The organism is Buttiauxella agrestis, from assembly GCF_900446255.1.
GTDB lineage: Bacteria > Pseudomonadota > Gammaproteobacteria > Enterobacterales > Enterobacteriaceae > Buttiauxella > Buttiauxella agrestis.
The window spans coordinates 4,432,380-4,454,966 of the sequence record NZ_UIGI01000001.1 but is presented as its reverse complement, the minus strand read 5'-3'; the positions used below and the strand labels follow the sequence as shown (position 1 = coordinate 4,454,966).

The 22,587-nt window shown below is 51.9% G+C and carries 23 protein-coding genes and 3 tRNA genes; 14 read left to right on the top strand and 12 right to left on the bottom strand.

Annotated features, from left to right (window positions below):
- The first annotated feature begins 131 nt into the window (after positions 1 to 131).
- From DY231_RS21165 to DY231_RS21155, 3 genes are all read left to right on the top strand, one after another.
- A complete protein-coding gene (locus DY231_RS21165; RefSeq protein WP_034461121.1) occupies positions 132 to 425 on the top strand; it encodes a co-chaperone GroES in 294 nt (97 codons plus the stop codon).
- A gap of 48 nt (positions 426 to 473) precedes the next feature.
- Complete coding sequence (gene groL, locus DY231_RS21160; RefSeq protein WP_115631368.1) at positions 474 to 2,117, top strand: chaperonin GroEL; 1,644 nt, start codon at positions 474 to 476, stop codon at positions 2,115 to 2,117.
- Between the two features lie 157 nt (positions 2,118 to 2,274).
- A complete protein-coding gene (locus DY231_RS21155; RefSeq protein ID WP_034492720.1) occupies positions 2,275 to 2,628 on the top strand; it encodes a DUF4156 domain-containing protein in 354 nt (117 codons plus the stop codon).
- A 65-nt stretch (positions 2,629 to 2,693) separates the two neighbouring features.
- Here DY231_RS21155 and epmB read toward each other — a convergent pair whose 3' ends face one another.
- Complete coding sequence (epmB, locus tag DY231_RS21150; protein WP_115631357.1) at positions 2,694 to 3,722, bottom strand: EF-P beta-lysylation protein EpmB; 1,029 nt, start codon at positions 3,720 to 3,722, stop codon at positions 2,694 to 2,696.
- A 40-nt stretch (positions 3,723 to 3,762) separates the two neighbouring features.
- On the opposite strand from epmB, the gene efp reads away from it, so the two are divergent.
- The 3 genes from efp (at position 3,763) to ecnB (ending at position 4,774) form a co-directional block, all read left to right on the top strand.
- Entirely contained in the window at positions 3,763 to 4,329 is a 567-nt protein-coding gene (gene efp / locus DY231_RS21145) for an elongation factor P (RefSeq protein WP_115631355.1), read from the top strand.
- A gap of 61 nt (positions 4,330 to 4,390) precedes the next feature.
- On the top strand, positions 4,391 to 4,525 hold the full coding sequence (locus DY231_RS21140; RefSeq protein ID WP_115631353.1) for an entericidin A/B family lipoprotein: 135 nt from the start codon (positions 4,391 to 4,393) through the stop codon (positions 4,523 to 4,525).
- 102 nt (positions 4,526 to 4,627) lie between these two features.
- Positions 4,628 to 4,774, top strand: a complete 147-nt coding sequence (gene ecnB, locus DY231_RS21135) for a lipoprotein toxin entericidin B (RefSeq protein WP_034492730.1) — start codon at positions 4,628 to 4,630, stop codon at positions 4,772 to 4,774.
- A 45-nt stretch (positions 4,775 to 4,819) separates the two neighbouring features.
- Here the strand turns inward: ecnB and DY231_RS21130 are convergent, their stop codons facing one another.
- A complete protein-coding gene (locus DY231_RS21130; protein ID WP_256682686.1) occupies positions 4,820 to 5,398 on the bottom strand; it encodes a LuxR C-terminal-related transcriptional regulator in 579 nt (192 codons plus the stop codon).
- A gap of 240 nt (positions 5,399 to 5,638) precedes the next feature.
- Between DY231_RS21130 and sugE the strand changes: the two genes are divergently transcribed.
- Positions 5,639 to 5,956, top strand: a complete 318-nt coding sequence (sugE, locus tag DY231_RS21125; RefSeq protein WP_034492734.1) for a quaternary ammonium compound efflux SMR transporter SugE — start codon at positions 5,639 to 5,641, stop codon at positions 5,954 to 5,956.
- Here sugE and DY231_RS21120 read toward each other — a convergent pair.
- The 6 genes from DY231_RS21120 to frdA form a co-directional block, all read right to left on the bottom strand.
- Complete coding sequence (locus DY231_RS21120; protein WP_115631349.1) at positions 5,953 to 6,486, bottom strand: lipocalin family protein; 534 nt, start codon at positions 6,484 to 6,486, stop codon at positions 5,953 to 5,955. The genes sugE and DY231_RS21120 overlap by 4 nt on opposite strands.
- A 112-nt stretch (positions 6,487 to 6,598) precedes the next feature.
- A complete protein-coding gene (gene ampC, locus DY231_RS21115) occupies positions 6,599 to 7,750 on the bottom strand; it encodes a CMY2/MIR/ACT/EC family class C beta-lactamase (RefSeq protein ID WP_115631347.1) in 1,152 nt (383 codons plus the stop codon).
- Between the two features lie 97 nt (positions 7,751 to 7,847).
- Positions 7,848 to 8,207, bottom strand: a complete 360-nt coding sequence (gene frdD, locus DY231_RS21110; protein ID WP_115631345.1) for a fumarate reductase subunit FrdD — start codon at positions 8,205 to 8,207, stop codon at positions 7,848 to 7,850.
- Positions 8,208 to 8,217: 10 nt separating this feature from the next.
- Positions 8,218 to 8,613, bottom strand: coding sequence for a fumarate reductase subunit FrdC (gene frdC, locus DY231_RS21105; RefSeq protein WP_115631343.1), 396 nt, complete (start codon positions 8,611 to 8,613; stop codon positions 8,218 to 8,220).
- A gap of 10 nt (positions 8,614 to 8,623) precedes the next feature.
- Entirely contained in the window at positions 8,624 to 9,361 is a 738-nt protein-coding gene (locus DY231_RS21100) for a succinate dehydrogenase/fumarate reductase iron-sulfur subunit (protein ID WP_115631341.1), read from the bottom strand.
- Complete coding sequence (gene frdA, locus DY231_RS21095; RefSeq protein ID WP_115631339.1) at positions 9,354 to 11,147, bottom strand: fumarate reductase (quinol) flavoprotein subunit; 1,794 nt, start codon at positions 11,145 to 11,147, stop codon at positions 9,354 to 9,356. The genes DY231_RS21100 and frdA overlap by 8 nt, the downstream gene beginning before the upstream one ends.
- A 330-nt stretch (positions 11,148 to 11,477) precedes the next feature.
- Here frdA and epmA point away from each other — a divergent pair, with 330 nt between their 5' ends.
- Positions 11,478 to 12,455: an elongation factor P--(R)-beta-lysine ligase gene (gene epmA / locus DY231_RS21090; RefSeq protein ID WP_115631337.1), complete on the top strand. Its 978-nt coding sequence runs from the start codon at positions 11,478 to 11,480 to the stop codon at positions 12,453 to 12,455.
- A gap of 95 nt (positions 12,456 to 12,550) precedes the next feature.
- Here epmA and mscM read toward each other — a convergent pair whose 3' ends face one another.
- The 3 genes from mscM to rsgA all read right to left on the bottom strand — a co-directional run bounded on the left by mscM (position 12,551) and on the right by rsgA (position 18,035).
- Positions 12,551 to 15,889 (bottom strand): miniconductance mechanosensitive channel MscM, encoded by a 3,339-nt coding sequence (gene mscM / locus DY231_RS21085; RefSeq protein ID WP_115631335.1) that lies wholly within the window; start codon positions 15,887 to 15,889, stop codon positions 12,551 to 12,553.
- A 63-nt stretch (positions 15,890 to 15,952) separates the two neighbouring features.
- Entirely contained in the window at positions 15,953 to 16,900 is a 948-nt protein-coding gene (gene asd, locus DY231_RS21080) for an archaetidylserine decarboxylase (protein ID WP_115631333.1), read from the bottom strand.
- Between the two features lie 79 nt (positions 16,901 to 16,979).
- Positions 16,980 to 18,035: a small ribosomal subunit biogenesis GTPase RsgA gene (rsgA, locus tag DY231_RS21075; protein ID WP_115631331.1), complete on the bottom strand. Its 1,056-nt coding sequence runs from the start codon at positions 18,033 to 18,035 to the stop codon at positions 16,980 to 16,982.
- A 113-nt stretch (positions 18,036 to 18,148) separates the two neighbouring features.
- Between rsgA and orn the strand changes: the two genes are divergently transcribed.
- The 4 genes from orn to DY231_RS21055 all read left to right on the top strand — a co-directional run bounded on the left by orn (position 18,149) and on the right by DY231_RS21055 (position 19,198).
- Entirely contained in the window at positions 18,149 to 18,694 is a 546-nt protein-coding gene (gene orn, locus DY231_RS21070; protein ID WP_034492766.1) for an oligoribonuclease, read from the top strand.
- A 174-nt stretch (positions 18,695 to 18,868) separates the two neighbouring features.
- A tRNA-Gly gene (locus tag DY231_RS21065) sits at positions 18,869 to 18,944 on the top strand.
- Positions 18,945 to 19,011: 67 nt separating this feature from the next.
- Positions 19,012 to 19,087 (top strand) — tRNA-Gly (locus DY231_RS21060).
- Positions 19,088 to 19,122: 35 nt separating this feature from the next.
- A tRNA-Gly gene (locus tag DY231_RS21055) sits at positions 19,123 to 19,198 on the top strand.
- A 270-nt stretch (positions 19,199 to 19,468) separates the two neighbouring features.
- On the opposite strand, the gene queG is transcribed toward DY231_RS21055, so the two are convergent.
- Positions 19,469 to 20,608 (bottom strand): tRNA epoxyqueuosine(34) reductase QueG, encoded by a 1,140-nt coding sequence (gene queG / locus DY231_RS21050; protein WP_115631329.1) that lies wholly within the window; start codon positions 20,606 to 20,608, stop codon positions 19,469 to 19,471.
- Between queG and nnr the strand changes: the two genes are divergently transcribed.
- Both nnr and tsaE read left to right on the top strand, forming a co-directional pair.
- Positions 20,607 to 22,133: a bifunctional ADP-dependent NAD(P)H-hydrate dehydratase/NAD(P)H-hydrate epimerase gene (gene nnr / locus DY231_RS21045; RefSeq protein WP_115631327.1), complete on the top strand. Its 1,527-nt coding sequence runs from the start codon at positions 20,607 to 20,609 to the stop codon at positions 22,131 to 22,133. The two genes, queG and nnr, sit on opposite strands and share 2 nt — an antisense overlap.
- Positions 22,126 to 22,587 carry a tRNA (adenosine(37)-N6)-threonylcarbamoyltransferase complex ATPase subunit type 1 TsaE gene (gene tsaE, locus DY231_RS21040; protein ID WP_034492778.1) on the top strand — a complete coding sequence of 154 codons (462 nt, stop codon included), beginning with the start codon at positions 22,126 to 22,128 and terminating at the stop codon, positions 22,585 to 22,587. Before nnr ends, tsaE begins: the two co-directional genes overlap by 8 nt.

Sequence of the window (22,587 nt, the reverse complement as noted above, 5' to 3'; positions counted from 1 at the left end):
AAAATTTTTTTGTTTTCCCCCTTGAAGGGGGGAAGGCTCATCCCCATCTCTCAGGTCACCAGCCGATAACCCATTTTGGGCCGGCGTTACCTAAACAATTGATACTGACTTTCTCAAAGGAGAGCTATCACATGAGCATTCGTCCATTACATGACCGCGTTATCGTCAAGCGTAAAGAAGTTGAATCCAAATCTGCGGGCGGCATTGTTCTGACTGGCAGCGCAGCAGGCAAATCAACTCGTGGCGAAATCATCGCTGTCGGTAAAGGCCGCATCCTGGAAAACGGTAACGTGCAACCGCTGGACGTTAAAGTCGGCGATATCGTGATTTTCAACGATGGTTACGGTGTTAAGTCTGAGAAGATCGACAATGAAGAAGTGTTGATCATGGCAGAAAGCGACATCCTGGCAATTGTTGAAGCGTAATACGCGCACTAACTGAACGAACATAAACGAATTTAAGGAAAGTTAAGAATGGCAGCTAAAGACGTAAAATTCGGTAATGACGCTCGTGTGAAAATGCTGCGTGGCGTTAACGTACTGGCAGATGCAGTGAAAGTTACCCTCGGTCCTAAAGGCCGTAACGTTGTTCTGGATAAATCTTTCGGTGCACCGACTATCACTAAAGATGGTGTTTCTGTAGCGCGTGAAATCGAACTGGAAGACAAGTTCGAGAACATGGGTGCGCAGATGGTTAAAGAAGTGGCCTCTAAAGCGAACGACGCTGCGGGCGACGGTACTACCACTGCAACCGTGCTGGCTCAGTCCATCATCACTGAAGGCCTGAAAGCTGTTGCTGCAGGCATGAACCCAATGGACCTGAAACGCGGTATCGATAAAGCTGTTATCGCCGCTGTTGAAGAGCTGAAAGCCCTGTCTGTTCCTTGCTCTGACTCTAAAGCAATCGCTCAGGTTGGTACTATCTCTGCTAACTCCGACGAAACCGTTGGCCAACTTATCGCTGAAGCGATGGAAAAAGTGGGCAAAGAAGGCGTTATCACCGTTGAAGAAGGCACTGGCCTGCAAGACGAGCTGGACGTTGTAGAAGGTATGCAGTTTGACCGTGGCTACCTGTCTCCGTACTTCATCAACAAACCAGAAACCGGTTCTATCGAACTGGACAGCCCGTTCATCCTGCTGGCTGACAAAAAAATCTCCAACATCCGTGAAATGCTGCCAGTTCTGGAAGCCGTTGCGAAAGCAGGCAAACCACTGCTGATCATCGCGGAAGATGTTGAAGGCGAAGCGCTGGCAACTCTGGTTGTGAACACCATGCGCGGTATCGTGAAAGTCGCTGCTGTTAAAGCACCAGGCTTTGGCGACCGTCGTAAAGCTATGCTGCAAGACATCGCTATCCTGACTGGCGGTACTGTTATCTCTGAAGAGATCGGTATGGAGCTGGAAAAAGCGACCCTGGAAGATCTGGGTACTGCTAAACGTATCGTGATCAACAAAGACACCACCACCATCATCGATGGTAATGGTGAAGAACCTACGATTGCTGGTCGTGTGACTCAGATTCGTCAGCAAATCGAAGAAGCAACTTCTGATTACGACCGTGAGAAACTGCAAGAGCGCGTAGCTAAACTGGCTGGCGGCGTTGCAGTAATCAAAGTCGGTGCAGCTACCGAAGTTGAAATGAAAGAGAAGAAAGCACGCGTTGAAGATGCCCTGCACGCTACCCGTGCTGCGGTTGAAGAAGGTGTGGTTGCCGGTGGTGGTGTTGCGCTGATTCGCGTGGCTTCTAAACTGTCTGAACTGCGTGGCCAGAACGAAGACCAGAACGTGGGTATCAAAGTTGCGCTGCGCGCAATGGAAGCTCCACTGCGTCAAATCGTTCTGAACTGCGGCGAAGAACCATCTGTTGTTGCTAACACCGTGAAAGCGGGCGACGGTAACTACGGTTACAACGCAGCAACCGAAGAATACGGCAACATGATCGACATGGGTATCCTGGATCCAACCAAAGTGACTCGTTCTGCTCTGCAGTACGCAGCATCCGTGGCTGGCCTGATGATCACCACCGAGTGCATGATTACCGATATGCCAAAATCTGACGGTCCTGACTTAGGCGGCGCAGGTATGGGCGGTATGGGTGGCATGGGCGGCATGATGTAATTGCCCTGACACTTATGTGCTAGTCACATCGTGTTAAGAAAACCCTCAGGCAGAAATGTCTGAGGGTTTTTTCTTTTTGGTCGCAGTCTGGTATAAGATCTCACCGGGCGAAGACGGCCCGCTACTTTTCAAGACAGCATTGATAACGGGGAACAACATGCGCATTAAAGTTTCAGCAGGAATGGCTGTAGCAGCGCTGCTGCTGGCAGGCTGTAGCACCAGCAATGATCTTTCTGCTGGTGGGCAGGGCGTCCGTTTTGTTGAGGATAAGCCAGGCACTGAATGCCAGCTATTAGGAAATGCAACCGGTGAGCAAAGTAACTGGTTTTCCGGGCAGCAGGGCAGTGAAGGCGGTTCTATGCGTGGTGCGGCAAATGCTCTGCGTAATAACGCAGCGGCAATGGGCGGTAACGTGCTGTACGGCGTGAGCAGCCCGAGTCAAAACTTGCTGTCGAGCTTCGCTCCGACTGCCAGCACCATGACTGGCCAGGTATATAAGTGCCCGAACTGATCTAAGTTTAATTTTGTAGGTCGTGTGGCGTTGCGCTTGCCCGACCTACAAAACTCATTTCTGAATCAACTCTGCCGTAACTGCAAATCTATCGGCGTTTTACTCGGTTCGCCGCCAATCTCTCGGGCAAGTTTAGGCACCATATAGCCGGATACCATCGTCAGCAATTCACGCATAATCTTGCGTGCTTCATCGTCACTCACCATGAAATGCGCCGCGCCCTGCACTTTATCCAACACATGCAGGTAATACGGCATTACCCCTGCATCGAATAACGCGTTACTCAGCCGCGCGAGAGTTTGTGCATTGTCATTCACATCGCGCAGCAAAACGCTTTGGTTGAGTAACGTCACGCCAGCCTGGCGCAAATTCGCCATCGCTGCTCTGAACTTGTCACCAATCTCTTGCGCGTGATTAATATGATTAACCAGAATCACCTGCAAACGTGAACGCGCAATGCGAGCCACCAGTGTTTCGGTGATACGAGCCGGGATGACTATAGGCAAACGGCTGTGAATACGTAGCCGCTTAATATGCCCGATGGCTTCCAGTTCGCTAATCAACCAGTCCAGTTCATTATCTTTCGCCATCAGCGGATCACCGCCGGAGAAAATAATTTCGTCCAGTTCCGGATGTTCACTGATGTACGAGATAGCGGCCTGCCAGTTGCGCTTGTTTCCCTGGTTATCGGAATACGGGAAATGGCGACGGAAGCAATAGCGGCAGTTAACCGCGCATCCGCCTTTGACCAGCAATAACGCGCGGTTGCGGTATTTGTGCAGCAGACCCGGCACCACGCTGTGCTGCTCTTCGAGAGGATCGGTACTAAAACCGGGCGCGGCAATAAACTCTTCTTTTGAGGTTAGGACCTGGCGTAAGAGTGGGTCGTTCGGATTGCCTTTTTCCATGCGCGCAACGAAAGCTCGCGGTACGCGCAAAGCAAAAAGTCGACGCGCATCACGTCCCGCCAACAGCTCTTCGTCAGCGTTTAGCTCTAAAATATGCAGCAGTTCATCAGGATCGGTTATAACATCGGCAAGTTGCGTCAACCAATCTTCTCTGCGGGGGGGATTTAGGGTTACAATGTGTGCCATTTTTTGGCTAAGCTACCAATTAACAATTTCAGAGGGCCTTATGGCGACTTATTCTAGCAACGATTTCCGTGCCGGTCTTAAAATCATGTTCGAAGGCGAACCTTACGCGGTTGAATCCAGTGAGTTCGTGAAACCAGGTAAAGGCCAGGCCTTTGCTCGCGTTAAAATGCGCCGCCTGCTGACAGGCACCCGCGTAGAGAAAACCTTCAAATCTACCGACTCCGCTGAAGGCGCAGACGTTATCGATATGAACCTGACTTACCTGTACAACGACGGTGAGTTCTACCACTTCATGAATAACGAAACCTTCGAGCAGCTGGCAGCTGACGAGAAAGCCATTGGCGACAACGCTAAATGGATGCTGGATCAGGCCGAGTGTATCGTGACCCTGTGGAACGGCCGTCCAATCGCTGTTCAGCCACCAAACTTCGTAGAGCTGGAAATCGTGGAAACCGATCCAGGTCTGAAAGGTGATACTGCTGGTACTGGCGGTAAGCCTGCAACACTGTCTACTGGTGCTGTGGTTAAAGTACCTTTGTTCGTTCAGACTGGCGAAATCATCAAAGTTGATACCCGCTCTGGCGAATACGTTTCTCGCGTTAAGTAATACGTGAAGGTTGGCGGTGGCGCGCTTTGCGCATCACCGCCGCTTGCAAAAGGCAGGGAAGATGAGCCGTTTGATTAAACATTTACTTTTCATCACGTTGTTAACCACTGTTCTCACTGGCTGTAACGCTACCCGTGGCTTTGGCGAAGACCTGCAACACCTCGGCGGTGCCATCGAACGCGCTGCAAACAAGTAATTACCAACACTCCTAAAAATCTGCTTTTTCCTTCAGCCTGCCAATTTTTGTCTATGCTTTAACTGCTATACACAAACAATATGGTCAAAAAAGGAAACGGTCATGATTAAGAAAACTATTGCAGCGTTCTTTTCTCTCATAGTGCTTTCGTCGTTACTTACTGCGTGTAATACCACCAAAGGTATGGGTGAAGATATTCAGGATGGTGGTCAGGCGATTTCCGGTGCCGCAACAAAAGCGCAGAATTAATGTATTAGCGGACGGTACGGTATCTTCGCCGTACCGTTGTTTATTTCATGATGACTGATACTGTTCGATAAATAATGAAAAGCGATTGCTAATACCGAGTTTCATACGAATATTACGCTTATAGGTATATACCGTCTTCGTGCTAATCCCCATCATGCTGGCAATAAAATCATTATTGGCTCTGTCGGTCCATAACTTTAATATGCGTTCCTCACGTAAGGTGAGTAATGGCGATGTGAATTGCCTGTCAGAATTAAAGGGTGGGCGAGCGCTCAGTTGTTTGTGAATGGTTGCGTACAGCTCAGGCAGTGGCACGGTTTTGTTATATATCGAACGTGAGCCTTGCGCCAGGCAATACTCTTCAATCATTTCATGACGCATGCTGTTAAGTAGCATCAAACGAATCGATGTGCCGCAGGCGGAATAAATCGACGAGAGTTGTTGGATATTATGTAGCGAGCTGGCAAAACTTGTAAAATCGGCAATAACCAGATTAGGTCGCCACTGTATTATTTTTTCACGTGCTAAAAGTAAGTTATCAGTTTCAGAAATAGTAAATGCAGTATTTTGACTGAGCCAGTTCTTAAAACCCTGCCGGGTATAATGGCAGCGGTCAATTAACAATATCTTATGCATACTTACCGTTCGCGTAACTCACTGATACAGCCTTTTCTGAATTCTGAAGAGTGCACATAATATGAAAAAATACTAAAAGTGAATTGTGGATATACGGGTCGTTTTGCAGCCAATTCCTGGCTTAACAACTCACCATCTGATTGCTAGAATAGCGCCTTCACCCGCCTTATGGGACGACCCATAAGCGCGTCTTTATTCCGGGGACGGCCCCATTGACTGGAGCTGTATATGGCCTGGTTTGTTCTTGTTATCGCCGGTTTGCTAGAAGTCGTTTGGGCCGTTGGCCTGAAATATACCCACGGTTTTACCCGCTTGTGGCCAAGTGTCATCACGGTTGTGGCGATGATTGTCAGTGTCGCGCTGTTGTCATGGTCGATGAAAACGCTGCCGACGGGCACGGCTTACGCCGTCTGGACCGGGATTGGCGCCGTTGGTGCTGCAACCACCGGCATTATACTGTTAGGTGAATCAGCAAGCCTGGCCCGCATCGCGAGCCTGGCGTTGATTGTCATCGGTATTATTGGCCTGAAACTTAGCACCCACTAACTGGCAGGCTGTTTAATCCACATAAGTTTATCGACTGAGAAGCCCTGCTGCGTGGCGATGTTCAGCATTTGCTGTTTCACTTCATTGCTGATGGTCGGCGTGCGGGACAAGATCCACAGATAATCTTTATCCGGCCCGCACACCAGTGCGTGCCGGTAATCTTTATCAATGGCTATCACGTTATATCCGCCATAAAACGGCCCAAAGAATGAAACCTTCAGGGCAGCCCGGTTTGGGTCGCCGGTGAAATAGGCCTTGCCAATACTTTGCTGCCACATTTGCCTGTCAGGGTTAAAACCTCGGTTGATGACCTGAATGCCCCCGTCATCCATGGTGCTGTAAGTTGCCGTGACTTGCTCCAGCCCGCGCTCAAAACTGTGGTCCATACGGGCTATTTCATACCATTTTCCCAGATACCGTTTAGCCTCAAAATGATTAACTACCGTGGTGCCAGGTGGAGGAGTGGGGGAACTACAGGACACAACGAGAAACGCAACTGCAAGGGCGGAGATAATCGGCCAGATGCGCATAGCAAATTCCTTCTCGGTTTTTTGCTAAGTGTAGATTGCGGCTTTAAAAAAGGTGGCTGAGGGAAGAAATAAAAAGGCGGGTAATCGATAACGTCACCCGCCACAAAATAGGCTACTGCAATGCGTTCAAAATCGTATAGGCCGCTTTTACGCGCTCAGGATTGGGATAGCTTTTATTCGCCAGCATCACGATGCCAAGTTGCTGCTCAGGAATAAACGCCACGTAGTTGCCAAAGCCACCCGTTGAACCCGTTTTATGCACCCACGATGCTTTTACTGCGGCCACTGGTGGGTTTATCGCTGTGACGGGGGTCAGGGCAAGAGCGACCTTATTATCGCTCCCGTCAATCACCGTATTGGCTTGCAATGGCCAATTCAGCATCTCCCAGCCTAAGCCTTGATACATGCTGCCAGCGCGCCAGTAGCGCGATTGTGCAAGCTCGATTCCCTGGCGTAAGGTCTTATCGGCCACGAGTTCAGGAGAGATGTTGTATTGCACCCAGCTCGCCATATCTTCAATGCTTGATTTCACCCCATAGGCTTCGGCATCCAGCATTCCGGGCGATACGCGCACGGGCTTGCCGTTGCGATAACCATGGGCGTACTGTTTTTCCTCTGACGCAGGGACTTTTATCCAGGTATGAGCCAGTTTCAGCGGCTGGAACAGACGCTCCGTCATCGCCTCTTCAAACGTTTTCCCCGACGGTTTAACCGCCAGCGCGCCGAACAGGCCAATACTTGCGTTGGAGTACAGGCGCTTTTCCCCAGGCGCTGCCTGCGGCTGCCAGGTCTGGTAGAAATTCAGCAGCGCCGCCTGGTGGGTGACTTCATCCGGGACTTGCAGCGGCAGGCCACCCGCCGTATAGGTCGCCAGATGCAGAAGAGTGATATCTTTCCATTGGCTACCCGAGAGCGCAGGCCAGTATTTCGTTGCCGGATCGCTTAATTTGATTTCACCGCGCGCAATAGCGTCGCCACCCAGAACGCCGGTGAAGGTTTTACTCACGGAGCCCAGTTCAAACAGCGTCTGTTTTGTCACCGGGATGTTTTGCTCGATATCCGCTTTACCATAAGTGAAATAGTACGGTTTGCCCTGATAAATCACCGCCACGGCCATGCCGGGAATCTCCTGCGCCTTGAGTAGGGGGGAAATCGTCTGCGCAACGGTTTTACCGATTTGTTGTTCGGTGAGAGCTTTCGGGGCAGCAAAAGTGGCACATGAAACGCTGAGTACCAGCGCACTGCAAAGGGTTCTTTTGATCATTGGCGATCCTCCATGAAAGTGACACTTTAGCCGTGAGTGCTACAAATAAAAAGGCCTGCGCAATTAATGGCAGGCCTTGTTTAAATCATCGGAGTGATTAAAGCGTGATGACGCCAATCAGTGTCACGACGCTCAGAATCGCAGCCAGACCATAGAACACCCATTTGCCAGATGGCACGTGAATCTTCAGGTCATGCATCGCGTGGTGAATACGGTGCAGCCCGCACCACAGCGGCAGCACAATCATCAGGAAGATGAACAGGCGGCCAATCAAGCTCTGCGAAAATGCCAGCACACGGTCATAGCCCAATGCGTCGCCTGGGAAAAGACCCAGCGGCAGCATAATGCCAACCAGCAGCACGATAACTGGCGCGATGATGGCGCCCCACATGCCGCCTGCGCCAAACAGACCCCAGAATACCGGCTCGTCGGAGCGTTTTGGATTTGGATTAATCATGACGTCCCCCTTACCAGAACAGTGCAATAAACAGAATGACGACCGTGGCGACAATCGTCACCGCCCACAAACCTTTAATTACCGGCTCCGGTCCCATTTTTTCATCTTTAATGATGATATTGGCGGCCTTCGGTGCCAGTTCAAACCAGGTTTTGGTATGCAGTAAAGCGGCTGCCAGAGTGATGAGATTGAGGATAATCACAATCGGGTTTTGCAGGAATGCAACAAATCCCGCCCAGCTTTCTGGCCCACTTTTTAGCGAAAACAGACCACAGATCAGCAAAATGCTGAACCAGACCGTTGGCACCGAAGTACCTTCGCGAATCATATAAAAACGGTAGAAGCCGAGTTTTTGCCACCAGGTTGGCGTCATCGCCCGTACATAAGGCTTACGTTTCGTAGTCATTTTGCACTCCTTAGCGTGGTTTCAGGGTGGCAATCAAAAAGTCTTTCGAACTTTCGACTTTACCCTGCTGGATGGCAGCGGCCGGATCGACGTGTTTCGGGCACACTTCGGAGCAGAAGCCCACGAAAGTACAGCTCCAGACGCCATTCTTGCCGTTTAACTGCGCCATACGCTCTTTCTTGCCATGGTCGCGGTTATCCAGGTTGTAACGGTGAGCCAGCGTAATGGCCGCCGGGCCAATAAACTCAGGGTTCAGACCAAACTGTGGGCAAGCTGAATAGCACAAGCCGCAGTTGATGCAGCCGGAGAACTGATGGTATTTCGCCATCTGTGCCGGAGTCTGGTTGTTTGGCCCCTGATCTGGCGTACGCGGGTTGCCAATGATGTACGGCTTAATCGCTTCCAGGCTTTCGATAAAGTGGGTCATATCGACCACCAAATCGCGCTCGATAGGGAAGTTCGCCAACGCTTCAACCTTCATGCCCTGCGTGTATTCGCGCAGGAAGGTTTTGCATGCCAGTTTAGGTATGCGGTTGACCATCATGCCGCAAGAGCCGCAGATAGCCATACGGCATGACCAGCGGTAGGTCAGATCTGGTGCCAGATTGTCCTTGATGTAACCCAGCGCATCCAGCAGCGAGGTTTGTTCATCGTAAGGCACTTCGTAGATTGCGCTGTGCGGCTCGTTGTCCGTTTCCGGGTTATAGCGCACGATTTCAATCTTCAGGGTCTTCATCACATCAGCCATTCGACGTCTCCTTCTTCTTGTCGGCCGCTTCTGATTCCGCACCGTAGACGCGTTTAGCCGGTGGCAAAGTCGTGATTTTCACATCGCTGTATTCCAGACGCGTGGTTCCATTGGCATCACGGAAAGCGAGAGTATGTTTCAGGAAGTTCACGTCATCACGCTCGGTGCAACCTTCGTCCAGGCGCTGGTGTGCGCCGCGTGATTCTTTACGTGCCATCGCTGAGTGCGCCATACATTCCGCAACGTTCAGGCCGTGGCCCAACTCGATGGTGTACAGCAAATCCGTATTAAACACGCTGGAAGTGTCAGTAATGCGAACGCGTTTGAAGCGCTCTTGCAGCTCAGCCAGCTTATCAATGGTTTTCTGCATCAGCTCTGGCGTGCGGTAAATGCCGCAACCTTCTTCCATCGACAGACCCATTTCATCGCGAATCTTCGACCAGTTCTCAGAGCCTTCCTGATTAACCAGTTTCTTGAGGCGAGTTTCTACGTCTGCGGCTTGTGCATTCAATGCAGCGTCATTGGCGGGCGATGCTTCGTTTGCACGACGCATCGCGCCTTCACCCGCCAGGCGACCAAACACCACCAGTTCTGCCAGTGAGTTAGAACCTAAACGGTTTGCGCCATGCAGACCAACAGACGAACATTCGCCAACTGCGAACAGGCCTTTAATGCGGGATTCGCACTGGCTGTCGGTTTCGATACCGCCCATGGTGTAGTGCGCGGTAGGGCGAACGGGGATCGGCTCTTTTACAGGGTCGACGCCAACATACGCTTTTGCCAGTTCGCAGATAAACGGCAGACGTTCGAGAAGTTTTTTCTCGCCCAGATGACGTAAATCGAGATAAACCACATCGCCACGCGGAGTCGGAACGGTGCGACCTGCACGCCATTCGTGCCAGAAGGCCTGAGAAACTTTGTCGCGCGGACCGAGTTCCATATATTTGTTGCGCGGCTCGCCCAGCGGAGTTTCTGGGCCCATGCCGTAATCTTGCAGGTAACGATAGCCGTCTTTGTTGACCAGAATACCGCCTTCACCACGGCAGCCTTCCGTCATCAGAATGCCGGAACCTGGCAGGCCGGTTGGGTGATACTGCACAAATTCCATATCACGCAGCGGTACGCCGTGGCTGAGTGCCATGCCCATACCATCACCGGTCACAATGCCGCCGTTGGTGTTGTAGCGATAAACGCGACCCGCACCACCGGTTGCCATCACGACCGCATTAGCGCGGATTTGTACCAGCGTGCCTTCCATCATATTCATGGCAACCAGGCCACGCGCAGCGCCGTCATCAACCAGAATGTCGAGCACGAAATGCTCGTCAAAACGTTGGATTTGCGGGAACTGTAATGATGTCTGGAACAGGGTGTGAAGCATATGGAAGCCGGTTTTATCCGCGGCAAACCAGGTGCGTTCAATCTTCATGCCACCGAAGCGGCGCACGTTGACGGAACCGTCCGGGCGACGACTCCATGGGCAACCCCATTGCTCAAGCTGCGTCATTTCGGTCGGGCAGTTATGGACGAAATAGTCGACCACATCCTGCTCGCACAGCCAGTCGCCACCGGAAACGGTGTCGTTAAAATGATATTCGAAGCTGTCGTGATCCTGCGTAACGGCAGCAGAACCCCCTTCGGCGGCCACGGTGTGGCTACGCATTGGGTAGACTTTGGAGATCAGAGCGATTTTGGCTTGTGGATTGGCCTGGGCCGCCGCGATGGCTGCTCGTAAGCCCGCTCCGCCAGCGCCAATTATGGCAAGATCGGCTTGAAAGGTTTGCACGACATTCCTCCAGATTTTTAGTTATTTCGCATAGCTAATTTAACCAAAGGTAGTTCACCGATACGGCGGCAGCTATAGCGAAAGGGTTTTCCCTGCTCCTTTGTAGGTAGCGGATTATAGCCGCAGGCTTTTTAAGGAAATTTGACGTGTTCGATTTTTTTGCTGTTCAGTTCAGCAATTAATTAATTGTAGTGATGATTTATGTCACGAAATCAGGATTCTTCGCGCCATCGTGGCCTTAGCAACGTTGAAAATTTACTGCGCAAAATTTGTCTCGCCTATGCGTTGCGGGTAGACTTCTCGGCCTTGTATGAATACGGAGACTCCCCCATGAGCGAAACGGCCACCTGGCAGCCGAGCGCATCCATCCCCAACCTGTTGAAACGCGCCGCGATCATGGCGGTTATTCGGCGCTTTTTTGCCGATCGCGGTGTACTGGAGGTGGAAACACCGTGCATGAGTCAGGCTACGGTAACGGATATCAATCTGTTCCCGTTTGAAACCCGTTTTGTTGGCCCAGGCCACGCTCAGGGCGTGAATTTGTACCTGATGACCAGCCCGGAATACCACATGAAACGCCTGTTGGCGGCGGGCATTGGCCCGGTATTTCAGCTGTGCCGCAGTTTCCGTAATGAAGAAATGGGCCGTCACCATAATCCAGAGTTCACTATGCTGGAGTGGTATCGCCCCTGCTACGACATGTATCGTTTGATGAATGAAGTTGATGATTTACTGCAACAGGTGCTGGAAACTGATGCGGCAGAAACGCTCTCTTATCAGCAGGCTTTCCAACGCCACCTGGAAATTGACCCGCTTTCTGCGGACAAAACCCAGTTGCGTGAAGTTGCGAAAAAACTCGATTTAAGCAACATTGCCGACCAGGAAGAAGACCGCGATACCTTGCTACAACTGCTTTTCAGCATGGGTGTCGAGCCGCATATTGGTAAAGAAAAACCAACGTTTGTTTACCACTTCCCGGCAAGCCAGGCCGCCCTGGCGCAGATCAGCACCGAAGACCATCGCGTAGCAGAGCGCTTTGAGGTCTATTTCCGAGGTATTGAGCTGGCGAATGGTTTCCACGAATTAACCGATGCGCGTGAGCAGCAGCAGCGTTTCGAGCAGGAGAACCGCAAACGTGCCGCTCGCGGTTTGCCGCAGCAGCCGATTGACGTGAATTTGCTCGAAGCACTCAAAGCAGGGCTGCCTGATTGCTCTGGTGTTGCGCTAGGCGTGGATCGCTTGATTATGTTGGCGCTGAAGGCCGAAAGCCTGGCCGACGTGCTGGCGTTCCCGGTGGACAGGGCTTAGATCCACCCTCACCCTGAGCCTCTCCCTGAGGGAGAGGGGATGTATCGCACTTCTCCTTCTCCTGGGGGAGAAGGTTGGGATGAGGGCGTTCTGACTTACAAACTCCCCGGCGTTCTGCCCGCTTTCCCTGAAGATGTCAGCGTCTTGCTGCTACGTTGCCCGCCCAGACTATCCAGACGCATCTGGAATGGTGGGAACGGCAGTTCGATACCGTGTTCGCGGAAGCCCTGCAGAATCAGCTGGTGAATCTCATGGCGCAGCGGCATACGGTGGTTCATCTCTGCGGCATAAATTCGCAACTCAAAGATTTGAATACCCGCCTGCAAGTCCACAAGGAATGCTTCTGGCGGAGGGTTATCAATTACCAACGAACAGCGCTCGGCTGCCTGCAACAACACCTTCGTGACTTCCTCGCTGTTTGCATCAGACGGGGCTGGAACAGTTAGCACCACACGCGTTACCGAATCCGACAGCGACCAGTTGATAAACTGCTCGGTGATAAACGCTTTATTCGGCACGATGATTTCTTTGCGGTCCCAGTCGCTGATGGTGGTGGCTCGCGTATTAATTTTAGTGACGCTGCCGGTAAGATCGCGAATCGTCACGGTGTCGCCAATACGGATCGGTTTCTCGAACAGAATGATCAGGCCCGAGATAAAGTTGGCGAAAATCTCCTGCAAACCAAAACCTAAACCAACACCAAGGGCTGCGACCAGCCACTGCAATTTCGACCACTCAATGCCAATCATCGAGAAGCCGACCAATGTCCCCACCAATAAAAGCAGATATTTGGTGACAGTCGTGATGGCGTAACCGGTGCCAGGTGCTAAATCGAGGTGCTGGAGGAGTGCGAGTTCAAGCAGAGCAGGGAGGTTACGCACCAGTTGCATGGTGATAATCAACACCAGAATTGCTATCAGAACCGCTCCGAGCGTAATCGGCTCGAGGCTTTCTACACCTTGTACCGTTGAGGTGACATCCCACAACGTGATGTTCTCAAGGAAGCCAAATGCAGAATGGATTTCCGACCAGAGCACGATGACCGACAGCAGCGCAATCAGCATCAGAATCGAACGCACCAGGCGCAGAGACTGCACGCTGATAGTATCCAGATCGATTTCTGGCTCTTCGATAGTTTCTGCCGAACCTTCAGTGCTGTGGCTGTGAGCGGGTTCTTCTTCGCCACGAGCACGTTGGGCGAGTATTTCCGCACGACGATGTTTGGCGCGATCGAATGCCAGGCGGCGGCGCTGAATGAGCATCCAGCGACGGAAGATATGATAAACCACCAGTAACAAGAACCAGATGGCGACCGAGGTTTCAAGCCTTGCCAGCAGTGCTTGCGCGGTTGCCAGATAACCCACCACAGCGGCCAAAATAGCCAGCAATGGAGCCGCCAGCAACAAGTTCCATAATATCGTGTTGGCAATGTTTTCGCTGTTGCCCTGCTTATCAAGATACAGTGGAATTCCTGCCCGTTTCAGGCTTAACGTGACCAGGGCCATTGCACCGCAAATCAAAATAAAGCACAGCCGCCCAAGCGAACCGGAGAACTCCCGGTCACTGAGATTATCGAACATAATCAATGCCATAATTAGCGGCACGATTAGCCCGATGCTCATCAGGTAATAACGCATGGCGCGAGCAACACGTTGCGGCGGCCAGCCGAAATGCACGATGAACAAACCGTTTGAACGGGCGAACGTCGCGCAAATCATGACCGCCCAAAGCAGCGGAACCGTGGCGGTTACGCCATCGCCAATCGCTACCGCGAGCGGGTATGGCCAGGCGGCTTGCAGCCCGAAACCAAGCGTTGCCCAAAGCACCGGCAACGGCAATGCCACCAGAATCGACCAGAACACGGTGCGCAGCGTTAAACTGAAATGATCCTGCGTCACTTTCCCCACTTTGGCGCTGGAGCGCTCAAGGAAAGCCGTAAAGTGGCGGCGCGAGCTGATACTGAAGCCTACCAGGATCAATGCGGCAAACAGCGGCAGCAGCGTCTCTTTGCTGGTCAGCATCATGACGGTGGCGCTGCCAAGCTGGCTGAAGGTGTCCATCGAGACCAGCCGGCGCAAATCTTGCACGATCTCAACCGGCCAACTGAAGCCTATTGGGCTGACGTCTGATGTCCAGAACAGATAACGGTGCGTCGCTTCGTTCACCTCTTTGAGCGCATCTTCCAGTTGGCTGTTGGCCACTTTCAGTTTGGTTAGCTCGAGAATGAGGTTATCGCCCCCTTGTAGGAGGGAGTTGAGCAGCTCGCGTTGGGTACGTAACTGCGCTTCCAGAATGCGATTTTGCTCGGTGGTGAGCGGCTGACCATCGAGTTGACGAATCTGGCGCAGTTGCTGGTGTTTGCTTAGCAGATCTTCGTAATGCAACCGCTGAACACGCAACTGGCCCAGTTCGGTATCCACCTGCTGCGGCTTTGGCATCTCCGGCAAACGAGCCACCTGGGCACGTAATGCTTCTCCCAGCACGTTAGAGACCCCAAGCCATTGTGACTGTTCACGCAGCGTGTTGAGCGCCTGACGCACCTGCAACGTCTGACTGCTCGCCTGGCGCTGCTGGGAGGCCACTAAATCCATGCGCTGAGCCTGTTGATTCAACGCCTGAGACAGCTCCCGGTTATTTTTGAACTGGGCAACAATGTCCGGCGGTAAATTTGCGCTGCTTTCAGCCAGCAGTTCGGTGCTTTCCAGCGCTTGTTCTGCTTCACGCTGACGCTGATTATTCAATTGGTTACGCAACGCTTGCAGATAAGCATCCAGTTGCGTGCTCTGCTTTTGAGCAAGTTCAGCCCGCAGGCGAGAAAGTTCCTGGCGGTTACTGGCGGAAAGCTGCGCCAGTTCCAGTTCATCGACCAGGGCTTTCAGACGTGAAGATTCAGCCTGCAAAGAGAGATTCTGTGCCTGCGATAACGGCGTGCTGGTGGCGGTTTGCGTGCCCATCCGCCGTTCAACCTCGTTTAACTGACGGCGGGCATCGGTTTGCTGCTGCGGCAGTTGGCTGAGTGAGTCGGTGATTTCCCGGGTGCGTTCCTGTTCTTGCTGTGCAAGGCGGCTTTTATCCAGCAACTGACTGCTAACTTGCAGGATTTCCTGGTTTAACGCATCGGTGCTCATGGTTTCTGGCACTTTTTGCGGTTCATCGCGCAGATTATTTATCTGCCGACGCAAGGTGTCAGAGAGCTTGGGGAAGTTATCTATAACTTGCTGATATTGCGTCGCTCTTTCGAGAGAGACTTTTCGTTCATCAAGTGCGTTGAGCGCTGCCTGAAGCGCCTCCACGGTTTCAGCACTGCCAGGTTTGTCTTTTGCAGACTTAGCTTGTTCGAGTTCCTGGGAGATTTGTTTGGCGTCGGGGGCGGTGGCGGCATACGCCGGAAGACTTAGGCACCAGGCCATCAGAAGTGTGATTATCAGGCGCACGTCAATACCTATAGGTGAATCAGCCCTTGCGGCGATGTCGCAAGGACTGTGGGGTAGGGAGATTTAAACGTCCGGTTTGGTTTCCTGATCGGCAGCAACTTCTGCTTCAGTAATCTCACTGACAGGCACTTCCGGTTCGCCCATAGGTTCGGTAGATACGGCCAGCGGTTCACCAATCTTAGTCACAGACAGGTTTTGCAGCAGCTCGGCCAGGTTCACTTTGCCTGGTGCGAACAAGTTAATCACCGTTGAACCCAGTTTAAAGCGACCCATCTCCTGGCCTTTTAACAGAGCTACAGAGCCTTCGCTTTCACCCGCAGGCCACGTCCAGCGTTTGATCACGCCTTCACGCGGTGGCGTGATAGTGCCAGCCCAGACGGTTTCGATGCTGCCAACAATGGTCGCGCCGACCAGAATTTGCGCCATTGGGCCAAATTCAGTATCGAACAGGCAGATAACACGTTCGTTACGGGCAAACAGATTCGGTACGTTTTGCGCGGTTAAATGGTTCACGGAGAACAAATCGCCCGGCACGTAAATCATTTCACGCAAAATACCGTTACACGGCATGTGAACACGGTGGTAATCACGCGGCGACAGGTAAGTGGTCACGAAGCTGCCGTTACGGAACAGATCGGCCATTAAATAGTTTCCGGCAAGCAGGGCTTCCAGGCTGTAATTATGGCCTTTTGCTTGCAGGATTTTGTCTTCTTCGATGGGGCCTAACTGGCTCACTACGCCGTCGGCTGGCATCACCAGTACACTTGGGTCGGTGTTAACCGGGCGCACGTCGTCACGCAGTGGACGGACGAAGAATTCGTTGAAGGTGCGATAGCTGGCAGTGTCCGGCTTTTGTGCTTCCTTCATGTCGACTTTGTAGTATTTGACGAACAGGTCGATAACCAGTTTGGTCAACCAGCCAGCTCGTTTGCTTGCACCCCAGCCTGCCAGGCGGGTCAGCCATAGTTTAGGCAGGATGTACTGGAGCGAAAGTTTAAAGTTGTCTAACAAGATAGCCTCCTGGCTAAGTACCCATTTTAGCGGGCATACACAAAAAGGAGCGCGATTTTAGCGATGCCCAGCTTAATTGTCAGCGGTCAGTATCGGAAAAGGTTTTACGCGATTTTACCTCGGACATACTTTCCAGTATGCGATGGTAGTTGTCGAAACGCGTTTCAGCGATCTCCCCACGCTCAACGGCTTCGCGCAGCGCGCAGCCTGGATCGTTGGTGTGGCTGCAGTCACGGTATTTGCAACGACCTAAATAGTCGTGGAATTCAGTAAACCCATTAGTGACTTGATCCGGCTCTAAGTGCCAGAGACCAAATTCGCGCACGCCTGGGGAGTCGATAACATCTCCGCCGCCAGGGAAGTGGTAAAGACGCGAAGCGGTCGTCGTGTGCTGGCCTAAACCTGAGTTATCAGAAACGTCATTAACCAGAATCTGGACTTCTTTAAAGCCGAGAAGGTTGTTCAGCAGGCTAGATTTGCCCACGCCTGATTGCCCGGCAAAAATACTGACGCGGCCAATCAATGCTTCTTCAAGCTCTTTCAGACCTTCAACTTTGTGGCTGGACACGAACAGAACGCGATAACCAATCTTGCGGTAGATATCCATTTGTTCGTTGACGAACGCCAGGCCTGCTTCGTCCAGCAGGTCGGTTTTGTTCAATACCAACAGTGGTTCGACGTCGAGGGTTCCGCACGCCACCAGATAACGGTCGATAATGTTTAGCGACAGCTCAGGCAAAATGGCGGAAACCACAATTATCTGATCAATGTTAGCGGCAATGGGTTTTACGCCGTCATAGAAATCAGGGCGTGTCAGAACGGTGGTGCGCTCGTGTACTGCATCCACAATGCCTTTAATCGTGACACCTGCCGCCGCTTCTTTAGCCGGGCGCCAGACTACGTTGTCGCCTGTTACCAGCGAACGAATGGTACGACGGATATTGCAGCGGTGAATTTCACCACCGGGTGATTCGACATCGGCATGTTGGCCGAAACGGCTAATGACGCGACCATCGCGTGGTTCACCAAACTGAGAGTCGTCAGGATCGGCTTTCTCCACAGTCTGTTTAAGCCGACGCTGGTGGTTTGCTGAAACCCGGCGCTGCTGTCCTTTGGAGAGTTTATTTTTGCTCAATCTTACTGGCTCCTGGTCGCCCGTGATGGGCAAAACCTCTATGATACACACTATTTTATACGAATTAACCCATCGACAACGGTGGGCTACGCACAAGAAGGGTGGAAAATAGCATGAGTGGAAATGAAAACAATCTGATTTGGATTGATTTAGAAATGACCGGCCTGGACCCCGAGCGGGATCGCATAATTGAAATTGCCACGCTGGTTACTGATGCCAATTTGAATATCCTCGCCGAAGGGCCAACGATTGCGGTTCATCAGTCTGACGAACAGTTGGCGCTGATGGATGACTGGAATGTGCGTACTCATACCGGTAGCGGCCTGGTTGAGCGTGTGAAAGCAAGTCAGCTGGACGATCGCGCGGCTGAACTGGCAACGCTTGAGTTTCTGAAGCAATGGGTGCCAGCGAATAGCTCGCCAATCTGCGGTAACAGTATCGGCCAGGATCGCCGTTTCTTGTTTAAGTACATGCCAGAGCTGGAAGAGTACTTCCACTATCGTTATCTGGATGTCAGCACGCTGAAAGAGCTGGCGCGTCGTTGGAAACCTGAAATTCTCGCTGACTTCAAAAAGCAGGGTACGCACCAGGCAATGGATGATATTCGTGAGTCTGTGGCAGAGCTTGCGTTCTACCGTGAGAATTTTATTAAGCTTTGACAGGCGTTCGGGAGGAGCTAAACTCCTCCTTCGCTGAGAAATTAATCATTTTGACGTTTAAATCACCATTCAAACTAATTTTGTGAAAAAAACCTTTTGAAGGGCTTGCGACTAAAACGATTTCTCGTATAATGCGCCTCCCGTACCGATGCAGAATTTGCAGCGTTACACAGAGCGGGAATAGCTCAGTTGGTAGAGCACGACCTTGCCAAGGTCGGGGTCGCGAGTTCGAGTCTCGTTTCCCGCTCCAAATTTGATTACAGCAGTACCACCAAATTCGATGGCTTTTAAGCATCAGCTTGAAAGACGAAGAATATGCGGGAATAGCTCAGTTGGTAGAGCACGACCTTGCCAAGGTCGGGGTCGCGAGTTCGAGTCTCGTTTCCCGCTCCAAATTTGATTTGGCTTTTAAAGCCAGCACCACCCAAGCGGGAATAGCTCAGTTGGTAGAGCACGACCTTGCCAAGGTCGGGGTCGCGAGTTCGAGTCTCGTTTCCCGCTCCAAATTCTAATCTTCAGTACAAATTATCCACAACGCTAAGTCGCGTCGGTGGTGGTTTTTACGCTCCTCCAAAACTATTGTAAACAGACTTATCCACAGCTTACGTTTATTCCCTTCGATCGCTAATTATTTATTAACTTTTACACCTTTAGGTTAACTTGTTGATTTAACTCATTTTTATAATGTTTAAAAATGTTAACTCGATCGCTTGCAGATTTTACATCGCTTGTGGGACAAGGCTTTCAAATTTTTATTCACATCCTGTGGACATTTCACGCATCCCGTTTTAACCCCTTTTCAATGACCCGAACCAGACGCTGCTTTTGCGGTAACTGAACCTCAGTTGCGTTAGCGCTCCGTTTGCTTAATTGTTGCGCAATCGCCCAGTCAATATGCTCATCAAGAAGTGGGTGCTCACCTTTTCGCTGTTGCAATGCTTCCAGAATCACTTCTTCCCAGGGGGCATTTCCTAATGCGACTGCAATATTTCGCAGCCAGCGTAAATGACCGATGCGGCGAATCGCTGAACCTTCAGTCACGCGCAGGAAATATTCTTCACTCCAGGCAAACAGTTCAATCAGCGGCGGAGCATGCAAGGCGCGACGCGGGCTAAAGTCATCTTCCCCGGTCAATTGTGAGAAGCGATTCCACGGGCAAATCAGCTGGCAATCGTCGCAGCCGTAAATTCGGTTTCCGATTAGCGGTCTGAATTCTTCGGGGATTGCGCCTTCAAGCTCAATAGTGAGATAGGAAATGCAACGCCGCGCGTCGACCGTGTACGGTTCAACTATCGCGCCGGTCGGGCAAATCGTCATGCAAGCCACGCAGCGCCCGCATTTTTCCTCGACTGGCTTATCTATGGGTAATGGAATATCGACTAATAGCTCACCGAGGAAAAAGAACGATCCTGCTTCCTGATTCAGGATAAGTGAGTGCTTACCTGTCCATCCCAGGCCTGCTTTATCCGCTAATGGGCGCTCAAGAATCGGCGCTGAATCCACAAAAGGTCTAAAATTCAGCGTGGAACAATGGGACTGGATCATTTCACCCAGTTTTTTGAGTCGATTGCGCAGCAGTTTATGGTAATCACGTCCGAGGGCGTAACGGCTGATGTAACCGATTTTGGGGTTCTTGAGCGTCGAGGCAAAGGCCGCGTTTGCCGGGAGATAGTTCATTCGCACGCTAATTACGCGTAATGTCCCCGGCAGCAATTCGTGAGGGCGGGCGCGCATCATGCCGTGACGAGCCATCCAGTCCATCTCGCCGTGGTATTGTTTATCCAGCCACAACTGAAGCGCGGGTTCACTGGCGGAGAGATCGGTATCGGTAATCCCCACTTGCTGGAAGCCGAGTTCGATTCCCCACTGTTTGATATTTTGCGCTAACTGATTGAGATCGAGGGGCTGTGACATGACGGACCTGAGCCTAAAAATAACCGCCAAAAGTATACCACATTCAGTCTGGTCAGCAGACTGGTTGCGCACCGCTGAAAAGCAGGCGGCGGATGAATTAGGGTTAACGCTCTATGAATTGATGCAACGAGCAGGCGCTGCGGCATTTAACCTTGCCCGCGAACTTTATCCGCAAAGCCAACACTGGCTGGTCGCATGTGGACACGGCAATAACGGCGGCGATGGTTATGTATTAGCACGCCTTGCTCAGGCTGCGGGTGTGCGCGTTACACTTCTGGCGCTGGAAAGTGAGAAGCCATTGCCGCAGGAGGCGGCGTACGCGCGTGATGCCTGGCTGGATGCCGCAGGGCTTATTCATGCGCCGGAGCATTTATGGCCTGATGATATCGACCTGGTCATCGATGGCATTCTGGGTACCGGGTTTGCGCACGCGCCACGAGATAATGCCGCGCAGCTTATTGAAAAATGTAATCACCATTCTGCTCCTGTGATTGCCTTGGATATTCCTTCGGGCTTGCTCGCAGAAACGGGCGCCATTCCCGGTGCGGTGATAAACGCTTCGCACACCATTACGTTTATTGCCCTTAAGCCTGGTCTTCTGACCGGAAAAGCGCGCGATGTGGTGGGTGAACTGCACTTTGATGCGCTTGGCCTTGAAACCTGGCTGAATGGGCAGACTGCGCCGATAACTCGCGTGGATAGCGCACAGTTAGCGGGCTGGTTAACGCCACGCAAGCCCACCTCGCACAAAGGCGATAACGGGCGACTGGTGATAATAGGCGGCGACCACGGCACGGCGGGGGCGATTCGTATGACGGGCGAAGCGGCTTTGCGGGCTGGAGCGGGGTTGGTCAGGGTTTTGACTCGCTCTGAAAATATCGCACCGTTGCTGACCGCGCGGCCCGAGTTAATGGTTCAGGAACTGACTTCACAAACGCTTGATGAAAGTCTTGAGTGGGCCGATGTGATAGTGATTGGCCCAGGATTAGGGCAGCAAGAGTGGGGCAAAAAAGCCTTACAAAAAGTAGAGAACAGCCGTAAACCGATGCTGTGGGATGCAGATGCGCTGAACCTTCTGGCAATCAATCCCGATAAACGTCAGAATCGCGTGATTACACCACATCCTGGCGAGGCTGCGCGGCTACTAAATTGCGCCGTGTCACAAATTGAGAGTGACCGCTTACTTGCCGCAGACCGCCTGGTAAAACGTTATGGCGGAATTGTGGTCTTAAAAGGTGTCGGTACGGTTGTTGCCAGTCAGTGTGGTGAATGCGCCATTGTTGATGTTGGTAATGCAGGTATGGGCAGCGGCGGCATGGGGGATGTGCTCTCCGGAATCATCGGAGCATTGCTGGCACAGAAGTTAACCCCGTATGATGCAGCCTGTGCCGGATGCGTGGCTCATGGCGCTGCCGCTGATGTGCTGGCTCATCGCTTTGGTACACGTGGCATGTTAGCGACCGATTTATTATCGACGTTGTACCCTTTTGTTAACCCGGATTTGAATAGCCAAAAAAATGATTAATCGAGTTATCGCATTACCTGATGAAGCCGCGACCTTAGAACTGGGCGCACGCCTGGCAGAAGCCTGCATCGGTGCCACCGTTATTCATCTGTATGGTGATCTTGGCGCGGGGAAAACGACGTTTAGCCGTGGTTTTGTGCAAGCGCTGGGTCATAAAGGGAACGTGAAAAGCCCAACATATACGTTGGTAGAACCGTATGAACTCGGTGATTTGATGGTGTATCACTTTGATCTATATCGTCTTGCCGATCCAGAAGAACTCGAGTTTATGGGAATTCGTGACTATTTCACCAATGACGCAATCAGTCTGGTGGAATGGCCGCAAAAAGGTCAGGGTGTGCTTCCAGAACCGGATGTCGAAATCCACCTAAGTTACCAGGCCGAAGGGCGCGAAGCGTGCCTGAAAGCAGTTTCCTCATCTGGTGAGTCGTTACTGGCGCGGTTGGCCAAATAA

Coding starts and splice junctions, on each gene's coding strand:
- DY231_RS21140 (WP_115631353.1), top strand. CDS start 4,391: ATGAGCCGTTTGATTAAACATTTACTTTTCATCACGTTGTTAACCACT.
- ampC (WP_115631347.1), bottom strand. CDS start 7,750: ATGATCAAAAGAACCCTTTGCAGTGCGCTGGTACTCAGCGTTTCATGT.
- frdD (WP_115631345.1), bottom strand. CDS start 8,207: ATGATTAATCCAAATCCAAAACGCTCCGACGAGCCGGTATTCTGGGGT.
- DY231_RS21165 (WP_034461121.1), top strand. CDS start 132: ATGAGCATTCGTCCATTACATGACCGCGTTATCGTCAAGCGTAAAGAA.
- efp (WP_115631355.1), top strand. CDS start 3,763: ATGGCGACTTATTCTAGCAACGATTTCCGTGCCGGTCTTAAAATCATG.
- DY231_RS21120 (WP_115631349.1), bottom strand. CDS start 6,486: ATGCGCATCTGGCCGATTATCTCCGCCCTTGCAGTTGCGTTTCTCGTT.
- DY231_RS21155 (WP_034492720.1), top strand. CDS start 2,275: ATGCGCATTAAAGTTTCAGCAGGAATGGCTGTAGCAGCGCTGCTGCTG.
- queG (WP_115631329.1), bottom strand. CDS start 20,608: ATGTCACAGCCCCTCGATCTCAATCAGTTAGCGCAAAATATCAAACAG.
- groL (WP_115631368.1), top strand. CDS start 474: ATGGCAGCTAAAGACGTAAAATTCGGTAATGACGCTCGTGTGAAAATG.
- ecnB (WP_034492730.1), top strand. CDS start 4,628: ATGATTAAGAAAACTATTGCAGCGTTCTTTTCTCTCATAGTGCTTTCG.
- DY231_RS21100 (WP_115631341.1), bottom strand. CDS start 9,361: ATGGCTGATGTGATGAAGACCCTGAAGATTGAAATCGTGCGCTATAAC.
- epmA (WP_115631337.1), top strand. CDS start 11,478: ATGAGCGAAACGGCCACCTGGCAGCCGAGCGCATCCATCCCCAACCTG.
- orn (WP_034492766.1), top strand. CDS start 18,149: ATGAGTGGAAATGAAAACAATCTGATTTGGATTGATTTAGAAATGACC.
- tsaE (WP_034492778.1), top strand. CDS start 22,126: ATGATTAATCGAGTTATCGCATTACCTGATGAAGCCGCGACCTTAGAA.
- nnr (WP_115631327.1), top strand. CDS start 20,607: ATGACGGACCTGAGCCTAAAAATAACCGCCAAAAGTATACCACATTCA.
- epmB (WP_115631357.1), bottom strand. CDS start 3,722: ATGGCACACATTGTAACCCTAAATCCCCCCCGCAGAGAAGATTGGTTG.
- frdC (WP_115631343.1), bottom strand. CDS start 8,613: ATGACTACGAAACGTAAGCCTTATGTACGGGCGATGACGCCAACCTGG.
- sugE (WP_034492734.1), top strand. CDS start 5,639: ATGGCCTGGTTTGTTCTTGTTATCGCCGGTTTGCTAGAAGTCGTTTGG.